This is a genomic window from Francisella sp. LA112445, assembly GCF_012224145.1.
Taxonomy (GTDB): Bacteria; Pseudomonadota; Gammaproteobacteria; order Francisellales; family Francisellaceae; genus Francisella.
Genome location: NZ_CP041030.1, coordinates 1,081,171 through 1,102,975, shown reverse-complemented (window position 1 = coordinate 1,102,975; position 21,805 = coordinate 1,081,171). Strand labels below are relative to the sequence as shown.

Sequence of the window (21,805 nt, the reverse complement as noted above, 5' to 3'; positions counted from 1 at the left end):
TATTTCCATATTAAAATAGTTTGCTTGATAAAAAATGTAGATAATTATCGATTACAGTTTTTAGTCTATTATCATCAAAAACAGGACAGCCATTGTCATTAGAGAATCCTATTGCTTTATTTAGTGAAAGATATTCTACAAAATTTTTAACATCTAAGTCTTTGTAATAGTATTTTTCTAGATAGTCAATTAGTAAGTCTTTAGCTTTTTGACTTCTTGATTTTCTAATTTGAGCTGTTCTAAATTTATCTGAAAGCATTAATTTATATACATACTCAAGATTACTTATTTGTTTCTTGGTTTCCTCTATAAAGTTTTTAGAAATATATTCTTTAGCAATTCTTTTAATGTTAAAATTTTTATATTTAGAAATTAAGGCATCAAATCCTTTGTCAGAACTAAAAATAAAAATATTTATAGTATCTTGGATTTTTTTATATTTTTCAAAAAAAATACCGCATTCAGCAGAAAGTATACAATCAAGACTATTTTTATCGCATTTTGTTACTTTAATAATTTCAATGTTTGTACTTACTTCTAAAGCAGGCATTAATACTTTGTCTTGATGATAGCCAACAAAGAGTTTTACTAAGTCAAACTTAGCTTTTAAAATTAGCTCTAAGTTATGAAAGTTTTCATAATCAACGAAAGCTATTTTCTTGATTTTATTTTTTTTATACTTATTTTTCCTAAAAAAACCAAACATTGAGATAATGAAGTACTGTTAATATTCAGTAATTATTGTATTACAGTATTATAATGTCAACTGTAAATTTTGTAAATTTGGTATAGAAATCATAATTATCTCTATGTAAACTAAATTAAATTTAATCAATTTTTAGTATCAATGTGGAAGACAGCTATAGATGATCAATTAGATAAACAAATAAACAATAAAATCAAAACAACAGAGCTAATCGAACAGCTAAAGAAAAGTTTAGACTGGTATGCTAATCAAAGTATAGAAAGTTTGCAGAATAATTTCCACACACTAAAAAACAAAACTAATCAGCTAAATCTAAACCTTGAAGAAAAAACATCTTATAAAGATTCTTTAGAGAAAGATATAACAAACGTATCAAAGAACATAAAATCAATGTTAAACCCTAAAAACTGGTTTAGTATTGAACAAAAAAACTATAAAAAACAAAAAGATTGTTTAAAAAAACAGCTTAAAAGTGTTTTAGCAAATATAAATAAGCTCGATGCTAAACTACAAGATACTTCAGAGCAATATAAACAAGCTGAGACAGATATTAAGAAGTACAAAAAATTTGATATAATAAAAACTAAGTCAAGTTTAAGCTACAATAAATCAAAATTAAAAAAAATAATAACATCAATTGAAGAGCTAAAACAGCGTAAAGATTCTCTTAACAAACTAATTGAACCAAAACTAAAAATCCTTGAAGAAAAGGCTCTTTTAATAAATAATCACAAAATAAGAATCGTAGAAGCTGAAAAATATCAACGAAGACTTGATAATGCTCGTAATGGTAGAGATAGAGCAATAGCTCATAGTGATTGTGAAAAAGCATTAGGTTATAGTAATCCTAGAAAGATTATCAGTGATGAGACTCGTAGCATAAATAGATTACAAAGAGATACTGATAAAATCAAAACTAAGCTAGATGATATATCTGCTAAGCTTGCTCGTCCTATCAAAAAACTTATTATAGATGGGAACAACATGTGCTACGAAAAGGGTCGTGATAAATCAAACTTTATAGGTCTAAAAGCTCTAATGCCGCTAACAAAAGAGCTAGCTAAGTCTTATGATGTAACAGTTATATTTGATTCGCAGATTAGAAAAATCCTTAAAGCTGGAGACAAAGAAATAGCTCAACAATTTGATAAAACTGTTAAAGTCCATCCAGTTGCATCAAAACAGTTAGCTGATGAAACAATAGTTCGTATAGCCTCTGATGATAATACAACTTATATCATTAGTAATGATAGGTATGCTGACTATGCTGATTTAGCCGCTGTGAAAATGAATAAATTAATTAAACATGAAATTATTAATAATAAGATTATAATTAATGATTTACTCCTTGAGGTTAGTTATTGATAGATTAGTTAATTACTCAACTTAATATCAAAGAATTTTTAAATTAACTTAGAAAATAAAAAAGTGTTGAAAAGTTTGTTTAACTTAAAAACATTTATCAAATCCTTAGGAAAGGCTTAATCTTTTTTTATAATATTAGTATACTTATTTCAATCACTGTACTGAGCATTATTTTTTTTCTATAATTATGAAACTAGTCAAATATATTAAATTCTTTTTATTAGGAATATATGTTCTATCATGTTGGTTTATGCCAATATCTAAAATAGAGTTATGCAACATCATTTTGTTGCCTGTCTATTTTATTATTGTTTATGAAATTCGTAAAGAGCTAAAAGTCCAGAGTAGATTTTAAATTCACAAAATATCATATTTACAAGCTAGTACAAAAAGTCCTTGACTAACTTCTAAGTTATAAATAAAATTCATTGTATTACAATATTTTTTTAAAGAAAATGTATTTTGAAATTTCAGAAAGGAATCTAATTGAGTGGTATTTCGACAGTGATGAGAAACTAATCGACTGTGGAATGATGACAATAAACTTATCATCTAAAGAAGTTAATAGCATAAAAAAATACTTAAATAATGAAAATATAAAGAATACTTCTAGATTAGATTTTACAGATGATTATTTTTATTATCATAATAGTAAATTTAAAATCCTTTTACATAAAGATAAACAATTGACTAAAGCACTGCAATATAAAAGAATTATGGATTTATTTGAGGACTATAGTAATCAGTTATCCCAAAACTGTGATAGTGATATTTCTAAAGAAACAATAAGAAAAATTAAAGATCTTAAAATACTTCATAGAATAAAGTTCAATGAAGATTATTCAAGAGGTAAGAACTTTACAGTATTTATTTGTAATAATGTTACCAAAAATAATCTTGATGAATATACTAGACATTTCTCTAAATCTGCTAAGGCTGAGCAATATTACGCACAACTTGATAGAGACAAAGGCTTACATAATTTAGACATTACGATAATGCTTAGAGATAATAATACTAATACAATATGTAAAAGAGGAGATATGACGAGCTATCCTCAATTAGAGTCATAAATGAAAGCAAAGAGTTTTTTAGAGAAATCTAAAAATATAAGAAAAAATCTTCGGCAAAATCTAAAAAATGATATAGCTAAAGCATACAGAGATTATGGTAGACTGTTCGCAACCTATCATCATGTACCCCCCGATTCTAGTTGGATAGATATATCATTCTTAAGCAAAGATAAAACCAAGATATATTCATGTGCTATTCGTAATGCAATAGTTGCAATAGATGAAAAATCTGGGCAATTAGCACATAATGAAGCTTATGAAATAGTTCTTTATAATCCTGAACTAGAAGATCCTGTTTTTAAACATTTTGTTGAAAATGGTAAAAGCTATTACAAAATGGAGTTAAGTGACCAAAAGTATCCTCAATTTGATAATATGCGAAGATCTGAGTGGATTTCTAAAAGAACTGAAGAGTTAACTAGCCAAGTATCTGTTAATGAAAAAATTGAGCTTAATACTAAATATAGATCTAGCATTGGTGTATATGTAACCCTCAATACTGAATGTTTAGATACGGATAGGATCAATCGTTTTATTATTGATTTTATAAGAAATGGTGAGAAAGAATATTCTAGTAACAACTCTATAGATTTAAGTACTGCTCTTAAACCTGCCCCACTACCTGCAAAACCAGAAAACATATCGGATTATCAATATTATAAGCAACTTGAAACTTATGCAACACAACCGATACCAGATGATATTTTAAAGATCTTTGGGCTTAGTAATACAAAATATAGTCTTCAGCAGCAGTATATTCAAGCCAACGAAGAGATAGATTTTGGCTTAGATGAAGTTTTTGATTTTAGTGAGTGGGATTTTAATTCTTAATTCCAATATTGTATTATCATATTATTATATTTCAATATACTAGCAAATTGATATTACAAAAGTAAAAGAGTAAAGTACTGTAAAAAACATGAGTATTGATATAGTTAAAAGCAGTATTTTTAGGGCATTACCCCGCAGTTTTATATTTTTATCTTTTCGACTCATCATTTATTATTGTAGGAGTTGTTCTTTTACTCACAAACCCTATTAATATATTTTTTAACTCAAGAAAAAGACCTAATGAAAATCCTTGGTTACAACCAAAAAGTTATTTTATACCAATCAAGATTAAGATTTTATCAGAATTTCTAATTATCTGACCAGCCTTTTAAACTAGCAACAGCTTCCTTTAGATATTTACAAAAAAATGGATGAGCAAGAGCCTTTCCAGAACCTACAAAGTCAACATCAAGAGTATCTAATAAAAACTCCATTATAGCTGAGCTATTTTCTGCTTCAAGTAGCCATATTTTTGCTTTATTAGTTAATTTAAACTCTTTATTTCCTCCAGCAGATTGACCAACTTTATATGCTAGAGTCTTATTACCATTTTTATTAAGGTAATTAAAATAGTGAATATCAAATCCTTCTGAGTTGATCTCCTGATATTTAGACTTAGATTTATCTTCTATATGAATATCTCTACTTTCTAGAGTATTTTTTAAGCTTTTATGTTTATCTCTAGATTTGCCATATAACCCTTTTAGTAAAGATTTTTCAAAAGATTTTTTAGTTAGATTAGCAAGATTATCAGTTGCTAAAATATTACTTGCCAACTGATAATAAAAACCATTAGTATCATCACCATGAGAGAGATCATACTCCTCTGCTCGTGGTGGCGCATCTAAGTTTTCATAAATATAGTTAAAAAATTTAGTATAAAAATCACTAATATCATCAAAACTTAAAATAATATCCAAAAGGTTTTTAATTAAATAGTTTTTAGGATATTCATTTCGCTCATATTTTTTTACAACACTTTTACTATAATTATCTATATAATGTAATGATGATACATTACTTTCTTTCAAAAAATTAACATCCTCTTTATATTTAAAGACATAACGACACCCTTGTTTATATAGATTTTCTATAATTTTACTATTCAAAGAGTAATCTGTCTCGAAAAATTCAGAACTGCCATCTGGACGAATAGTCATCGAACAAGCTTCGATAATAGCATCCTTGCCTTTGATTTTACCAAGCATAATAATTTTAAATGGCTCAGTTAAGTTCAGTTTTGCATAATCAAAAACTGTTATTTTGCGTTCTAGAATATCATTTTTAAATAATGTTTCTCTTACGCAGGCGCTTAATCTTGTGATTATATCATCCTGTTTACCTAGTAAATTTTCATAATAAATATGTTGCCTAACTTCACTAGCGAGATAACTGAATCTCTCATAGCTATCTTCTTGTTTATTGTCCTCGTAACTATCTTTATTGTCGACACATACAATATTTAACTGTTTAGGTTTTACCTCATCAACAAATTCAAATAAGTTATTATATGGTAGTGATCTATCAATATTTCCTCGAGACTTATTAACAAAATATATTTTTGTTTTATTTTTGATTTTACTATCTAGATATTGCTTGGATGTTTTTCTAATTGAAACCTCTTTTCTATATGCAAGCTTATTTTCTTGTGTGATATTTAAATACTTACCTAGATATTCTTGAATATAGTCATAAGCACTCTCATATACTGCAGACCTACTTTTATAATATTTTTCTTCGCCTACCCCAATACTTACATGCTCAGTTCTTTTTGGTTTATCATATGTGATTTTACTACTGCCATAAAAAATATATGCATCTTTATCATCACGCTTATTAACCATAAGAGCCCTAGCTTTAGGATCAAGCTTTAGTTTGTTATATTTTCTGGTTTTTTGTAACTCTCTAGGAGAAAGTATTTTTTTAAGATAGCTTAGTTTACAAGCAGTCCTTTCTTCTTCACTAAAAACTAATTGATTATACTTGTTATCAATATCAAGAGTACTATTTTCAAATTTGATATGATATGCCTGTATATAATTAGGCAGATTCTTAGATAATTTTGATAATGTTTTAGAATTAAGTATATATAAACCACCAGCAACATTATCACCAAAACGGCGAGCATAACCGGATTTTTCTATAGACTTTGGTAGACTATTTAGCAGAAGATTCACCATATTCATCTTAGACTTTGGATATTTAACAAAGTCTTCTCTTGGCATTTTCTCAACATCATACAAATTACTATCTACACTTTCTTTAAGGTTTTGAGCATTTTTTTTGAGCAATATCCATATTCGCCCATCATAAGGCTTAAATACCGCCATAATTTTATCAAAGCCTATTATAGTATCCATATCACTATATGAAGCATATCTTTTACCTTTTTGCTTAATAGTCCATATATCAAAATCCTCATAAATCTTGTCAAAATCAATATCTACATTAAAAAGATTCAAATTTAATAACGTTTGACCACTAATATCATTTTCCATATTAAAATACCTCCTTTGATAAGAGTTTTAGAGCATTGTCACAAAACTCATTTTCCCTATTAATTAGCCATGATATTACAAATACTTTGACACCATTTTCTAACTCTATAGGTGCTTGAAACTGCTGCTGAATGGCAATTGTTTCAGTTTCATATACATTTATGATAATTAACTTCTCTGCTTGTAGTTTTGTAGACTTTTTTAGTAAATCTTGTCTCAAATCTTTATACTCAATATTATCACTAAACCTATGTAGTTTTGCATCAATATAAATATCTTTACCTAAAACCTTGAAGTCCATAGCTTCATAATTATGAGCTGGCAAAAACTCTAGCTCACAGCCAGTTAATTTTGTAAGTACAAACTCAACTACTGCTTCGCCTAATGCTCCTTTATAAATATTGTTATATATTATCGGCGACATAATATATCTAGCTGCTGTATCTATTGAGGTAGCATAGCCCTTTTGTTGAAAATATTTTCGCAAAACATTATGGCTCATTAACTTATCAAGTCCACAGTTATAGTCAGATATGCTAATACCTTTTTCCTTTACTAGCTCAACACTTTTATAGTCAGTATCTTGCTTATACTGAATAATTCCTGTTTTAGGGTCTCTATATTCTGGGATTATATACTGCGTATCTATGTATAATTCTTTAAAAATATTATCTTCAACATTATTTATGGTCGGATTTTTTAGAACTACTTCTCGTAATACTTGCCAGTCTTTGAGAGCTGAGTCTTCATTATTATTCAATTCCATCAGCATACCATTTATTTGATATCTAGCTCTAAAATTAGTTTTATAAACATGATTATCCATTATATTTTTATCTATATCACTATCAAAGACACTTCTTTTGGAGGTTATATTTTCATATAGTGTTTTAAATTCACGAGTAACCAAAAAATCCTCTAGGGTATATCTGCTTATAATATCATTCACATCTTCACTATAGCATATTCTAGTTACATCCTGTTTATTATCTGTTCGAGATATTCTTCCTATTGCTTGGATCAAAGTTGCTACTGCTCTATTATTAACAGCTGGAAGTTTATAAAAATCAGTAGTCTTTATAAATCGTCTTTCTTGTAAACTTTTTGTTATACGCTCATATTGATTGTATGATAGCTGACTGTTTTCATATAAGTACGTATAAGCATATAAAGCGGCTATCAGATCTTGATCTCGATTTATGTCTTCATAATTGTTGTTTGGTAATAAGTTAGTTACACCATCTAGATATAGCATATCAATGTCAATTTCTGTACCACTGGGCTCGCCACACTCTAATATACCTTTATCATAGTGTATATTTATGCCTGTAGCTGCTGAACCATAGGCTGTTACTATTAATAGTTTCTTTTTTAACCTTTTGTCATATATAGTCTGTAACCTTTCATTTATTCTATCATTGTGCTTTATAGAGTTTCTAAAGCTACTAGCATCTATTTTGATTAGATTATCGCTATCTAGCCCATATTCCTCAAGACAATCTTCAATCTTTGACTGCTGAAAGCTAATATCATCACTCATAGCTTTATTAAAAAATGCTAAAGCTACAGTAGAATCTGATTCAGTGAATATCTTGATAAACCCAAAACAGTTTTTATACCTTGTTCTTTGATCTTGACGTAATTCTATATGATCCAAAATTCCATATTCATCAGATGGTTTGATGCACAATGGTTCAATTTTATTATCTACAACTCTTTCATTATTATAATACTCAGTAAGTTTATGCTTTATAGATGGTGGTATTGTAATGTACCTATCGCCCATAACTTTTTTTAGATATTCTAAATCAAAATTCACCATAGGATTATAGACTTCTGCTGTAGCAGATACACAAAATACTAGATTATTCTTAGCTAATTTTTCTAAGACCTTTTCCTTTGTTAGAAAGCATCTATATGTATAAATATTTACAGCATTACTAATATTTGCTGTAGTACAACTTGTAATATCTAAACCACTCTCATAAAAACTTTTAAACTTGATGCCAAGTATATTTTTTTGGTGCTCGGTCTTAACTTGATTAAATGAATTAAATATATATTTTTTTAGACTAGATTCTTCTACGCCTAGATAGCAATCCAAAAAAACTTTTAATTCTTGTTCATCTGTAGTCAGATTTTGTTGGGTTAGATTAGACTTTTCTGTGGTTCGGAACCTAGCATAATTATAGGCAGTACGTACAAACCGTTTATCTATAAAGTTGATCACCTTAGAAATAAAATCTGATATTCTAAAATCATAATTTTCTTCTAAATTATTCATATAAATATAATTCTGCAAGTCAGTATCAAATTTTCTAACATAAAAATCTTTCGATGTCATATACGAGGAGTTTAGATATTTAAACAATCTAATCTCTGTTTTTGATGGTTCATCATCTATATAAAAAGTATTTTTAAAACCAAACTCTTCGTTTAATTTTTCTGAGATATCAATAATATCTTGGGCATATTTAGTTATACCTTTGTTATCAAGAATATCTCTAAACTTTTGAGGTAAAAAATGAATATGATCGTTAAGTCGTCTCATGCTACCAAGTAGATCAATACTTCGGGTATCTTCAAATAGTGATTGCTGAATAGTATCAGCAACGGCGTCAGACTCATCGAAAAAAACTACAGCATTTTTATCTTCTGCAATATGTTCCCAGCCAAATTTAGGACTTTTATAAAGATAATTAAACTTCGACATCATTCTTTTTGTTGTCATAACAACAACTTGCTTATCATCTAATATAATCTCTGGAAATATTTGACTAATTTTTTTACCTTGATAGCTAGTCTTTAACCATTGTTTGTATTTTTCTTGATTATTATTATCATCTTTAGTTTTTAATTCATCTAAGAACAACCGATATATAGCTTCTCTAATTTCTGAAATAGCACTACCTAAAATTTTACCTTTATGGTCAATCTCTAGCGTTTCTTTTGTAATACTAAAAACTCTAGTATCTCTAATATATTTATCAGGAATAATTTTTTCTATAAATTGAGAAAGATTGGTAATATTATTTTCTTTTAAAATGTCAATTATTAGATCTCTTCGTGACTTGATATATATTCTAGAACTAATATTTAATATTTTATTAAAAACACTTTTTATGTTTATATGTTGATCTGTAATATAGTAAAACTTCTTATTATTTGTTGTTTGGCAATGATTATTAATCACATCATAAATTGATGTAGTCTTACCTGCTCCTGTGGCTAACCCTAATACTATTAAGCCGATATTATGAGTTGAAATATTTTTTGAGAAAAATTCGCTTATCATATAATAAATATTGTATTACAATATTTACAAGATAACTAATATTAGGTATAAAATCAACAGATTAAATATTTTTCATGTAGAATATACATCAATCTCAAAACCATAGACTAAAGACAATATGAAAGAAGTACAAAATAGGTACAGATTTATACTATTCTCTTTAGGTAAATTAGACTTAGACGAAGTTACAGCCTATAGTGTAAACGCAAAAATATTAAAACAAAAATATAACTATTGTTACTTTTTTATATCAAAAGATAAATTAAATAAGTATATAAAAACAAATATTGATAGCAAAAATATACATTTAGATACATTTTCATCAATTGGTAGAAGATTAAAAACAGAGAGTATAGTTCTACTTTATAATTCAACTATAGATACTTTACTAAAACAACAGTTATATGAATTAATTGATGCTAGAAATACTGTTATTAAAGCACAAGAAAAACTGAAACTTAAAGGTGTTGAGTTTGCTAAAGTTTTTTCCGTAAGACCTACTGATGTAAATATATGGCGGAATATGATTACAAAGCCAGACTCGTTTAAGCTTGAAATCATGAAATATATTTTAAATTCCAAAGATATCCAAAACAATAATTTTATTAAGTACTTAATGACTAAAGCAGATAAATCCTATACAGTTACAATAACAAATATTAAAACCAAAAAAGTTATAGAGGTATACACAAAAAAATTTAATAATAAACTTGGCGCAACAGAATATTTTGAAAAGCTCAAAAATGATGATCAATTTATAGGCTTAAAGCTCGAAATAAAAATGTTAGATCATTTTGATGAGGTTGTAGAAAAAATCTTATCATAAGAATGCTTGGATTATTTCAAACATATAAACTCAAACCATTTCCAAACATCATCTGTTAGACTAAATTGTCTTTTCTGCCCATTAGTTGAAATAGTCACTAACTTTATTGACTTAATAGCTTTTTCAACCATTTGAGCCTTAGCTTGATCTGGCATTACATACCTAACCTTTGTTATTTGATTAGCTTTTATCATTTTCAGATATTGAACTATTATCTGCTGATAGCGATATTTACTCTTTATAGTTCGCTCTGCTTCTATAGCTATTTTTTGGTTATATTGTGTAATGATAATCGCATCTGGTCTTTTGACATTTTTACCACCAAACCATTCATCAGTTAGCCATCTACCACTAATATATTTGTGGTTTTGTTTAATTGCTTGTAAATGTATCTGCTGACAAAGAAACTTATGCAATAGCTGGCTATGTTTAAGTTTGCTTATCTCAAAACCTCTTCTATCAAGATGATTAGCTTCAGCCATACCTTGTGAAGTTATACCGATTATCTTATAGATTTTATTTGGTTCTTCTACACTTGGTAGATTTATCTCTCTAGCAAAACCTAGTTTTTCTAGTCTTTTAATAAATCCACCAATACCTTGAGATGAAGTGATTCCAGTCACTTCTTTCAAGATCTGTCTATTGGTATATACTTCATCAGCTAAGAAATTTAAAGCAAGCTTAACTCGTTTATTGCCTTGCTCTATAAGATCTTTTCGCCCTCTTGTTTCAATCATTATAAAGCCCCCATTATGTCATTACTTTCAATTGGCTTTTTGTCTTCTTGATATGGAGTAGCCTCGATAAGATTTGGATACTTTGTATCAGCTGGATATTTGAGCACCTCTGTTTGTACTAGCTTTGGTAAACCTACACCAATGAGAATGCCAACCTTAGCAGGTAGATTTTCTATAAGTGTTGAGCTAAACACATTAGTTTTTTGTGCAAATTGAGTTGTTTCAGATACTTCTTCAAGCTCTTTTAATGCTTCATTTCTCTTAATTTGGTGCCTTTCTACCTTGATTATTTTCTGCCCAGTCATATTACTAGCCTTAGCTGATATTTCTTCATGTGGTTGCTGATAAATAAGTTTGATTGTATTTATCTTGACAGTATCAATAACTGCTGAACCTTTGATATCTTTAGAAATTCCATCAAGATTTTCGAAACTTGTCATATTCATCAAAAGTGTACATCCCTTTTTTCTCACTTTTTCGATAGTTCCTTTCATTGTTTTATTAATGAAATCTGCGAACTCATCTACAAAGAGAAATATATGCTTGGTTACAAGTTTAGGATTATCTTTAGATATGATTTGTAACACTCTTAAGAAGAATGCTTTACATAAATATGTAATCTCATCATCTGCTGACATATCTGGACATGATATATAAATAACATCTCCATTATTTAGTGCGTCAGCTATTGATAGACTATCTGCAACCTTAAACATTGGAACCTTCGCGAAATTACGCCACTCATTTACAAATTGTGGTAATTTACCAGTTTCATCAAGTAAGGCTTCTTCACCATACTTCTTAAAAACCTTACAGTGTAAGTCATACATTGATTTTACACCTTCTAGTTCTGGCTCATAAAAATTACTTCTAGCATCTCGTGAAAACTGAGAATAATAGTTACCATCCGTTTCTTTAATTGCCAAAGCTGGAAACAATAGGTTGGTCAAAGCTCTAAACTCAGCGGAATTACATCCCTGAAGCAGATCTATCTGTGGGTTGTCATATTCATTGAAATTTATCCAGTGAAATTTTTTGTCCATTTTTTCAGCATTATACTTTAAATTTTTCATCATATGTTCATCTTGATTGGGATCAAATGCAACTACTGGGAAGCCTTTGGTTATCATCTGTACCAAAAAGCTTTGACTAAACACGCTTTTACCGGAACCCGATGAACCGACGATAGCAACGTGTTTAAGCTCTTTATCCAAAATCAATTTATCATTTAGATAAATTGGTTTATTGGTATCAATATCTTTACATAGGAATATTTGTCCATCCTTGAAGTACTGCTGAGGGAGAAACTTTTTGATATTTTTCAATCTTTGTTGAAGCTCTTTATATTCATCTTCTGAACTTTTAAGCCCTTCTGATTTTTTATTTGCAGAGGCTTTATTAGAAATATATTCGCTAAAGAATGGTTCAATTTTACTAGGGTAAATAGTTTTAGATAGTACTAAGTGAGCTATACTAAAAATAGCTAGAGTTATATAAAAGCATACTAAGTTAGCCCAGATATAATCTTTTAATAAAGAGTATGCTTTTGTGTATGGATACTGATTTGTTAAAGTTGCAACTCTATCAAGTAGATTCCCATAGAAATCCATAAAATTCATAACTTTAGATACGTAGACTGCTATTACCCAGCCAACCCCTATCAAGAAACATGAAAAGACAAATATAAATAATGCTTTAATGCTTAATCTTAAACTCTGAATACCAAAAGTTTGTTGTTGATATTTAAGCATTGTAAAACCTATATAGTATGCAACGCTTAAAAATGGGAAAAATAGTACAGCTCGCCAAAGCCAGCCATAGTCAGAATGAAATCCAAAACCTCCTGATATTCTCTCCAAAATTGCAAATAGCCCTTGAAGATTTGGGCTTCTTGCCGAAATTAAAATTACTATAGCTGAAATCACTGGTAATAAAATCAGCATAAATGGTAATAGCTCTATATTGATACTATTTTTGTTTGTACTTTTGTATGTATGTTGTTTCATTTTTTTAACTCCTAATCTGAAACGCTAGTAGATTTAGATGACCGCTGGGTTATATAAATCTTTTACATTAGCGTTTCTAAGTATTAAATTATGCGAAGCATTACGCCTTGCCCACCGTCGGCCCGATAGGGTTGACCAACGGGTTTTGCCAGCTTCCGCGTGATGGAACTTAGACTAGCAAACTTGTTACTGTGCCCTTAGCCTGCGACAGGGTGCTTTGCTCGGCTTTAGTCCATCGTGTGAAACTCGTTGGTCAAGCGTAGCGCAGACGGTGGGCTGAGCATTCCCCAAATTCTTGGGGAAGCGGCGAAGAGTTAATCAATAATCGGCTCTGTCTAACGCCCTGCTTACAGCTAAGGGCGGACGATATTGAGAAACTCTAGCCTTTGGGGTTTATTTAATAGCTTAATAAATTAGCTTGATTATTTACTTACTTTGACAAAAGTAATAAGTCATCTAAAAACTCACCCAAAGTCAATACTTTGCCGTTATGTTTTGTTTCTAATTTATCTAGCTATTTCGGCTCAAATACCTATTAAATGCATCTTCAAAATCTGAACGCTTATAACCTTTTTTACGGTTATAATCTCGTCTAAGAGTTGAAGAATATATCTCAAATCCTGCTAACATTTTAGCAAGAGCGTTCGCATTTATAGGTTTACCATGGAGCCAACTAACCCAAGGTCTTTCCTCCATTTGTATGAGATGAGAAATTAGTTCAGCTGTAAAAATACGCTCGTAATTTGTAACTTCAAATATTTCTGCTATATCTTCGAGTAGCTGTATTTGATGAGTTTTCTGATCTCGATTAAATGTAATGACCTTGTAAGCCTTGATGCATTTATCAAGCCAATCACTATCTAAATTCTCAGCAATACAAAATAGTGGATGCCAATTATCCATAGCTCGATCATTTTCAATACGCGGTAAAGATACTTTGGCAAAGCGAATATCATCTTGATGATCAGTTCCCCACTTTAAAAGTTTAGAGCGAATTTCTAAACATTGATCCTTAAAGTTTACTGGTAAACGATCTACAATTTCGTGGATAGTTTTTCTACGAAGTCGTACCTCAATAGATCTATCCATAACTGTTCCTTGTAATGGTTTAATAGATGCAAAAACCTTAGGTGACCATGTAGAAAATTTCTTCGAGTCGTAATTATCTCCGACTGTACGAATTATTACAGCTCTATTTTTTGCATGACCAGAGTTAATAATTCCTATCATGTCATCGTTCCTACCAGAGACAAAAGTATCAGCTTCATCAATAAGAAGCGTTGGCTGATATTTTTCTATTAGTCGAAAAATAGCTGCTGGCGTAATGTTACTAGTTAATAGTGACTTATTAGCTAATGCCTCAATTAGATCAAGAGTTGAACTTTTACCACATCTGCGTTCGGGACTGGTGATTGACAGATTAGGGAATATTCTAAATGAATTAAACACATAGGTTCCCATGATCCATAATGTAATAGCTGTATTACCACCCTCAGGTAAAAATACATATCTATCAAATATACTCTCAATTTGATCAGCTAACTCAACTCCACAGACAGATCCATCAAAACCGTCAATACTCTCAACGATATCATCATTTTCTTTTCTTGCTAATGTTTTGATTTTTTCTACCTGTTTAGTTACAAAAGAAGGCTTCACATTGAGTTCCTTTGCTTTCTCTTCATATATTTGCTCGTACTGAAGGTCATCAAGTTTAGCTAACTCTTCAAATATAATCTGAGCATCTTTAATATTAGTTATCATATTAAGCCTCGTCTCTTTGTTTAATCTTCTCATCGAGCCACTCAACTACTTCAGACTCAAGCCAAGCTACCGAGTTCTCTCCAAGCCTTATCTGTTTTGGAAACATGCCTCTAGACATATAATCGTAAATCGTAGATCGTGATAATCCTGTTAATTCTATTACAGCTCGTAATTTTATTATTTTCTTCATTCTAGTCTCCTTCAATTCATTCTTAACGTATTTAATCTTTTTAGGTCAGGACAATTCCGACCTATGGAAAATTATGAATAAAAAATTAAACTCCTTTTGACATTGAACAGATTAAACTTTGTCAAGAAATTACAGCATTAGTTATTGACAGAATATTTAATTCAAGATAGCGACCTTCGGTCTTTACTTGTTGCGAATATTAGAAATTAAAAATTTCAAATATTCTCACAAGTTCAGCTACTGGTTTTGTCACATAAGTTCAAATATCGGGTGTACCTGCATGTATTGGATAAATCAAAGCTTGTCACGATGTCACGCTTTTGAAATGATAAAATTCTTTCTTTTTTTAGAAAAAATATTCCTTATCGGTAATATTTAAAGATAAATATATGAAAAACATATACAATAATACCGTACGGTAATAAATATTACCTCTCTTGAGTTTTATAGTATAGATTCTTACCGATAGGGAATATAATATGCAAAAAAATATATTTGATAGTAAAGACTTAGGTCTATTAATTAGGAAAGCTAGAAAAAAGCAAGGCTTAACTCAAACTGATCTTGCTGGTATTTCTGGATTAGGGACTAGATTTATAGGTGAAGTCGAAAATGGTAAGAGTACAGCTCATATTGGAAAAGTTATACAACTTGCTAGTAGTTTAGGCTTGGTAATTTCTGTTGGATGTGATTGGATGGAGGATTGATAATGTCTAGCCAACTAAATGTATTTTTAAAAGACATACATATTGGATATCTAAAAAAACAAGGTTCAAAACTAAGCTTTAGCTATTCAAAAGAATATTTAGATTTAGAAAATGCTCAAACTATATCCATAAGTATTCCTTTATCTGAAAACGAGTATAAGCATGATGTAGTTCACCCATTTTTTTCTGGACTGTTACCTGATGAGCCTGCTAGATCAAGATTAGCAAAATATTTACATATTTCTAATAAAAATACTTTTGAGCTTCTCAAAGCTATTGGTGGCGAGTGTGCTGGTGCTATATCAGTATATGATGGACAACCATCAGTTGATAACCATACAGATAATGATTATCGTATTTTAAAGGATGATGAAGCTTATAGGCTTTTTAATGAACTTAAAGTTCGTCCTTTGCTTATTGGTGAAGATGACTTTAGAATCTCTGGGGCTGGTGCTCAAGATAAAATGATGATTGCTTTCGTAGAGAATCAAGTTGCTATTCCTTTACACAATACTCCATCTACTCATATTATTAAACCGGCAATTGATGAGCTAGATGATACTGTTTTTAATGAATTTTTTTGTATGCGATTGGCTAGTGCTATGGGATTAAGCGCTTCAAAGCCAGATATTATTTGGTTAGGAAATAATCCTTTTTATATAGTAGAGAGATATGATAGAGAAGTCTCACCTGACGGAAAAATTATTAGACTTCATCAAGAAGATTTCTGTCAAGCTTTGGATATTGAACCAGATATTAAATATCAAAATGAAGGTGGGCCTTCACTTATTAACTGTTTTGAATTAATAAATACTCTTATTAAACATGGTAAGATGTCGCTAACTAATAAAGTAGCTCTGTTTGATGCTAGTATTTTCAATTTTTTAATAGGAAATGGTGATGCTCATGCAAAAAACTTTTCACTATTATATAAAAATTCAAAAATAGAGCTTGCTCCTTTATATGATATTTTATCAACTATAATTTATGGTCAACCATATCAAAAGGCTAAAATGTCAATGAAGGTCGATAGTAAATATAAGTTTTGTCAAATACAAAAAAAACACTTTGCAGAGCTAGGTAAATCTATTGGTTTTAAAGAAGCATATTGTATAAAAAGAATACAAAATATGACTAGTAAAATATTACCTATTGCAAAACAACTTCAACAAGACTTAAATACTGATAATAAATATAAATCTGAAATTTATCAAAATATTATAGGGCTTATAGAAAAAACATCTAAACAAATAAGCTAATTCAATATAGAGGTATACAAAGTATGGTATACAAAAAATTACACAAAGCTCGAAGCATTGTAAATAAAGACTTTTGCTTTGTTGTTAAAATCCAGTTGCGAGTACCATTTTAACCTCCTTATTAATATATTTTAAATTTAAAAACATAAAAGAAACTAAAAAAATCTCTTACTTAGTAAATAAAAGTAATTAAAAATACATTTAATAACCTCCTACTTATTTACTGTATGTAAAGTTCTTGTAATGATCAAATCCTCTAAGTATTATTCATAATAGTTATGTTTAATAAATAACAAAGAAAGGATAAATATGAGAAAATTAATAAAAATATCACTTGTTGCGGCATCACTTTTGTCACTATCAGCGTTAATAACTAGCTGTAATACAGATAAGACTAATGTTCAAAGCCCACCTAAAATGGTAGGCACTAATTCAGGGACTTATACTCCTAAGTATTTATCTGTACCTGAGTATAAGCAATGTTTAGAAACACATGATTTTGGAACTTGGAAAGGCTATTGTCTTCCTAGCAAAATAAAAAATGGTTGCCCTACTTCATCATTTAAAGAATTAGGAAAGCTTAATTTGATCGCTTGTCAATATGATGATAGAACTATTAAAAAACTTCCTTTAGAACCTGGTCCTGTAATAGCAATCAATGGAAAACCGATAGATACATCAAAGCTAAATAATTAAAAATATTCTTTAGAGATTTTTTATCATACATCAAATTAAATAATTATCTAACATTTATCGCATTTAATGTCTTTATTATTCATTTTTTTAAATAAAAATTCACCTTAACTTATTAATTTAAATTTAATATTATTCTTAATGTTTGCTAGAAACAAATTGATTCTGCATTTGTAACTGTGGTAAAAGTATTAGATGTTCGCAAGAACAATTATGAAAAATAATTTATTAATGATAATGATTATTAAAATAAATTTGCCGTAATAATAAACCATAAGGATTAAATATGCAATACAAAAAAACATTATTTTTAATGGTGGCAACGGGACTACTATCAATGACTTTAGCCAGCTGCGATTCTAGTAAAAGCTTGGATTCATCTAAAGCAAGTATTTATGCTCCTGCTGGCAAAGATACTTTTGTTAGAGCAAATGGCTCAGAACCTGATTCGTTAGATCCAATGCATGCGCAAACTAATGTAGCATTGAATATACTATTTGATATCGGTGAAGGTCTTTTATCTCTAGATCAATCAAATACACCAGTTCCTGGTGTTGCTAAATCATGGAAAGTATCAGATAATCATTTGGTTTATACTTTTTATCTGCGTAAAGATGCTAAGTGGTCAAATGGAAAACCTGTAACAGCCGAAGACTTCGTCTACTCACTCCAACGTAATGTTACTCCTAAAAATGCTTCTGAAATGAGCTATAAGCTTGCCCCTATAGAAAATGCTCAAGCGATCATGGATGGTAAAAAACCTGTTTCATCATTAGGTGTTAAAGCATTAGACCCTCATACTTTACAGATTACACTATCACATCCAGTTTATTTCTTCCTAAGCATTATGGCTGATCCAATTTCATATCCTGCCTATAAGCCAGGTGTTGAAGAAGATGGCGAAGCTTTCTTCCAACCAGGAAGATATGTTTCAAATGGTGCATACTATCTAAAAGAATGGGTTCCAAATGGGCATATTACGGTAACGAAAAATCCATACTATTGGGATGCTAAAAATGTTCATATAAAAAACGTTGAATTTTTACCTATCGTAGATAGAACATCTGCATATAATGCATATGCAGCAGGTAGAGCAGATTTTGTGATGTATGTTCCAACAAGTAACCTTGGAGAAATTAAGAAAAAATTCCCTGGCCAGCTTAAAACTACTCAATGGTTAGACATGGAATATTTAGATTTTAATCTAGAGAAAGCACCATTTAAAGATAATGTAAAACTACGTGAGGCTCTATCTTTAGTAATTAATAGAAGAGATATTACAAAATATGTTACAAAAGAAGGTGATATTCCACTTTATAGTTTATTCCCTACTAGTATAGAAAATGGGCGTTATAAAGATGTTACATATAAATGGAAAGATTGGCCAATGCAAAAGCGTATCGCATTAGCTCAAAAACTATATAAAGAAGCTGGTTATTCAAAAGAGCATCCTTTAAAAATATCTATAGAATACAACACAGATTCTGTACATAAAAAAGTGATGGAAGCTATTGCTCAAATGTGGAAACAAACTCTAGGAGTAGATAGCACTGAAGCAAACTCTGAGTTCAAAGTTTTCCTTAAAGTTAGACAAGCACATGAGTATCAAGGTGTTGCTAGAGATGGTTGGATAGCGGACTTTAATACGATTGATAATTTCTTAGATATGTGGACATGTAATAATCCACAAAATAATCCAGGCTATTGTAATCCCGAATATGACAAGGTGATTAACCAAGCGGAGCAACAACCTACAGCTAAAGCTGCGCAACCTTATTATACAAAAGCTACAGAGATAGGCATGAAGGATTATCCAATTATTCCTTTATATTCAAATGCTATCGTACATCTTGTTAAACCATACGTACAGAATTATCAAATGGAAACAAACCATCAAGATTTTATTTATGATAAGTGGTTGTCATTTAAGTATAAGAAATAAATTTGATACAAGGAAAATAAATGCTTAGTTATATTTTAAGAAGGTTGTTAGGTGCTATCCCTACCCTTTTTATAGTTATCTTAATTAGTTTTTTAATGGTACATATGACACCTGGTGATCCTTTTGCTTCAGATAGAGCATTGTCACCTGAGGTTTTGAAACAACTACATCATCAATATCATTTAGATTTACCATTATGGAAACAATTCTTCTATTATCTTGATGATTTATTTCATGGCAATTTAGGATACTCTTTTAAGTATCAAGGTCAATCTATAAATAATCTTGTGTTTCCCAATGGTGGTCAAGGTGGATTTTGGGTTTCTGTTCAGTTAGGTATTTATAGTATTATCATTGCGACTATTTTTGGAGTTATCTTTGGTATATTTTCAGCGATAAGCCGTAATACAAAAGTCAATTTTATCGATCATATTATAACTATTATTGCAATGTTATTTATTTCTACACCTGTTGTTGTAACAGCTCCTATTGCAGTATTAATATTTTCTGTAATACTAGGTTGGTTTCCTTCAGGTGGTTGGGGTTCATGGAACGATATGATCCTACCAGTAATTGTATTAGCAATTCCATATATAGCTATTATTACACAGATTACACGTAGTAGCTTAATTGAAATAATTAGTTCTCCTTTTATTCGTACAGCTAAGGCTAAAGGCTTATCTATGCCTCGTATTATATGGAAACATGCCTTGAAGCCTTCTTTGATGCCTGTAGTATCTTTCCTAGGTCCTGCTGTTGCTGGTATTTTAACTGGTTCAGTAGTTGTTGAGACAGTATTTACTATCCCTGGAATTGGTGTTCAAGTAGTTCAAGGAGCAACAAATCGTGACTATAACCTAGTACTTGCGTTGACAATTGTATATAGCGTTTTAGTAATCCTTTTTAATCTAGTCGTTGATATTATCTACGCCTTTTTAGATCCAAAAATTAGATATTAGGAGGTAGATTATGGTTCAGAGTTTTACATTAAATCAAAAAAAGAAAAATGCTGATTTTTTAAATAATATTGCAGATCAGTCTCATGATGAAGCTTTTAAGGGACGTAGCCTTTATCATGATGCTTGGTTGCGTTTTAAGAAAAATAAAACCGCAATGATCAGCTTAGTAATACTAATCTTAATAGTTTTAGCTGTAATTATACTTCCATGGTTTTCACCATATAGTTACGCAGATCAAAACTTACTCCAAGTTGACCAAGCACCTAGTGCTATACATTGGTTTGGTACAGATGATCTAGGTCGTGATGTTTTCACTCGAGTAATGGTAGGTGGGAGAATAACTCTAGAGATAGGTTTTGTTGCAACTCTTGTAAGCGTTGTAATTGGTACACTTGTCGGTGCGACAGCTGGGTTCTTTGGTGCTAAGATTGATAGTGTCTTAATGCGTATAGTAGATATATTATATGGCCTACCATTTATGTTTTTCGCAATATTATTAGTCACTATCTTTGGTAGAGACTTTGTATTAGTATTTATCGCTATTGGGGCTGTAAGTTGGCTTGATATGGCTCGTGTTGTGCGAGGTCAGACTTTAGGGCTTAAGAGTAAGGAGTTTATTGAAGCAGCATATGTCTGTGGTGTCAAAGAAGGAACTATTATTACTCGTCATATTGTCAGAAATCTTATAGGTATTGTGGCTGTATATATTACTCTAACTGTTCCGATAGTTATTATGACAGCTGCATTTTTAAGTTTTCTAGGTTTAGGTGTACAACCTCCTATGACTGACTGGGGTGGTTTGATTAGTGATGGCGTTGCTGTGATAACTTTCAATTATTGGTGGATTTTAGTTATTCCTTCAATATTTTTAACAGTAACACTATTGTGTTTTAATTTTATCGGTAATGGTTTAAGAGATGCCTTGGACCCACGTGAACATCGTTAAGGAGGATT

Annotated in this window: 17 protein-coding genes; 10 read left to right on the top strand and 7 right to left on the bottom strand. The window is 30.1% G+C overall.

The annotated features are described in order from the left end of the window. Window positions 1-10 precede the first annotated feature (10 nt). The gene (locus FIP56_RS05400) at window positions 11-706 is read right to left on the bottom strand and encodes a PIN domain-containing protein (RefSeq protein WP_192577923.1); all 696 of its coding nucleotides are present in this window, start codon (window positions 704-706) and stop codon (window positions 11-13) included. A gap of 141 nt (window positions 707-847) precedes the next feature. Here FIP56_RS05400 and FIP56_RS05395 point away from each other — a divergent pair, with 141 nt between their 5' ends. The 3 genes from FIP56_RS05395 (at window position 848) to FIP56_RS05385 (ending at window position 3,975) form a co-directional block, all read left to right on the top strand. Further along, window positions 848-2,071, top strand: coding sequence for a hypothetical protein (locus FIP56_RS05395; RefSeq protein ID WP_192577922.1), 1,224 nt, complete (start codon window positions 848-850; stop codon window positions 2,069-2,071). Between the two features lie 455 nt (window positions 2,072-2,526). Continuing rightward, complete coding sequence (locus FIP56_RS05390; RefSeq protein ID WP_192577921.1) at window positions 2,527-3,144, top strand: hypothetical protein; 618 nt, start codon at window positions 2,527-2,529, stop codon at window positions 3,142-3,144. Then, window positions 3,145-3,975: a hypothetical protein gene (locus FIP56_RS05385; RefSeq protein WP_192577920.1), complete on the top strand. Its 831-nt coding sequence runs from the start codon at window positions 3,145-3,147 to the stop codon at window positions 3,973-3,975. It begins immediately after the preceding gene. A gap of 308 nt (window positions 3,976-4,283) precedes the next feature. Here FIP56_RS05385 and FIP56_RS05380 read toward each other — a convergent pair whose 3' ends face one another. Both FIP56_RS05380 and FIP56_RS05375 read right to left on the bottom strand, forming a co-directional pair. Continuing rightward, the gene (locus FIP56_RS05380) at window positions 4,284-6,473 is read right to left on the bottom strand and encodes a hypothetical protein (RefSeq protein WP_192577919.1); all 2,190 of its coding nucleotides are present in this window, start codon (window positions 6,471-6,473) and stop codon (window positions 4,284-4,286) included. A gap of 1 nt (window position 6,474) precedes the next feature. Continuing rightward, window positions 6,475-9,768: a hypothetical protein gene (locus FIP56_RS05375; RefSeq protein ID WP_192577918.1), complete on the bottom strand. Its 3,294-nt coding sequence runs from the start codon at window positions 9,766-9,768 to the stop codon at window positions 6,475-6,477. Window positions 9,769-9,886: 118 nt separating this feature from the next. Here FIP56_RS05375 and FIP56_RS05370 point away from each other — a divergent pair, with 118 nt between their 5' ends. Further along, on the top strand, window positions 9,887-10,594 hold the full coding sequence (locus FIP56_RS05370) for a hypothetical protein (protein WP_192577917.1): 708 nt from the start codon (window positions 9,887-9,889) through the stop codon (window positions 10,592-10,594). Window positions 10,595-10,605: 11 nt separating this feature from the next. Here the strand turns inward: FIP56_RS05370 and FIP56_RS05365 are convergent, their stop codons facing one another. From FIP56_RS05365 to FIP56_RS05350, 4 genes are all read right to left on the bottom strand, one after another. After that, window positions 10,606-11,331: a TriL protein gene (locus FIP56_RS05365; RefSeq protein WP_192577916.1), complete on the bottom strand. Its 726-nt coding sequence runs from the start codon at window positions 11,329-11,331 to the stop codon at window positions 10,606-10,608. Then, a complete protein-coding gene (locus FIP56_RS05360) occupies window positions 11,331-13,337 on the bottom strand; it encodes a DUF87 domain-containing protein (protein WP_192577915.1) in 2,007 nt (668 codons plus the stop codon). The genes FIP56_RS05365 and FIP56_RS05360 overlap by 1 nt, the downstream gene beginning before the upstream one ends. A 510-nt stretch (window positions 13,338-13,847) precedes the next feature. After that, window positions 13,848-15,101 (bottom strand): DUF3631 domain-containing protein, encoded by a 1,254-nt coding sequence (locus tag FIP56_RS05355; RefSeq protein ID WP_192577914.1) that lies wholly within the window; start codon window positions 15,099-15,101, stop codon window positions 13,848-13,850. A gap of 1 nt (window position 15,102) precedes the next feature. Next, a complete protein-coding gene (locus FIP56_RS05350; protein WP_192577913.1) occupies window positions 15,103-15,291 on the bottom strand; it encodes an AlpA family transcriptional regulator in 189 nt (62 codons plus the stop codon). Window positions 15,292-15,770: 479 nt separating this feature from the next. On the opposite strand from FIP56_RS05350, the gene FIP56_RS05345 reads away from it, so the two are divergent. The 6 genes from FIP56_RS05345 (at window position 15,771) to FIP56_RS05320 (ending at window position 21,797) form a co-directional block, all read left to right on the top strand. Beyond that, window positions 15,771-15,998 carry a helix-turn-helix transcriptional regulator gene (locus tag FIP56_RS05345; protein ID WP_192577912.1) on the top strand — a complete coding sequence of 76 codons (228 nt, stop codon included), beginning with the start codon at window positions 15,771-15,773 and terminating at the stop codon, window positions 15,996-15,998. Between the two features lie 2 nt (window positions 15,999-16,000). Continuing rightward, window positions 16,001-17,257, top strand: coding sequence for a type II toxin-antitoxin system HipA family toxin (locus tag FIP56_RS05340; protein WP_192577911.1), 1,257 nt, complete (start codon window positions 16,001-16,003; stop codon window positions 17,255-17,257). A 309-nt stretch (window positions 17,258-17,566) separates the two neighbouring features. Beyond that, complete coding sequence (locus FIP56_RS05335) at window positions 17,567-17,953, top strand: hypothetical protein (RefSeq protein ID WP_192577910.1); 387 nt, start codon at window positions 17,567-17,569, stop codon at window positions 17,951-17,953. A 283-nt stretch (window positions 17,954-18,236) separates the two neighbouring features. Then, a complete protein-coding gene (locus FIP56_RS05330) occupies window positions 18,237-19,892 on the top strand; it encodes a peptide ABC transporter substrate-binding protein (protein WP_192577909.1) in 1,656 nt (551 codons plus the stop codon). A gap of 20 nt (window positions 19,893-19,912) precedes the next feature. Next, window positions 19,913-20,851, top strand: coding sequence for an ABC transporter permease subunit (locus FIP56_RS05325; RefSeq protein ID WP_192577908.1), 939 nt, complete (start codon window positions 19,913-19,915; stop codon window positions 20,849-20,851). Window positions 20,852-20,861: 10 nt separating this feature from the next. Beyond that, window positions 20,862-21,797 carry an ABC transporter permease subunit gene (locus FIP56_RS05320; protein ID WP_192577907.1) on the top strand — a complete coding sequence of 312 codons (936 nt, stop codon included), beginning with the start codon at window positions 20,862-20,864 and terminating at the stop codon, window positions 21,795-21,797. Window positions 21,798-21,805: the final 8 nt, after the last annotated feature.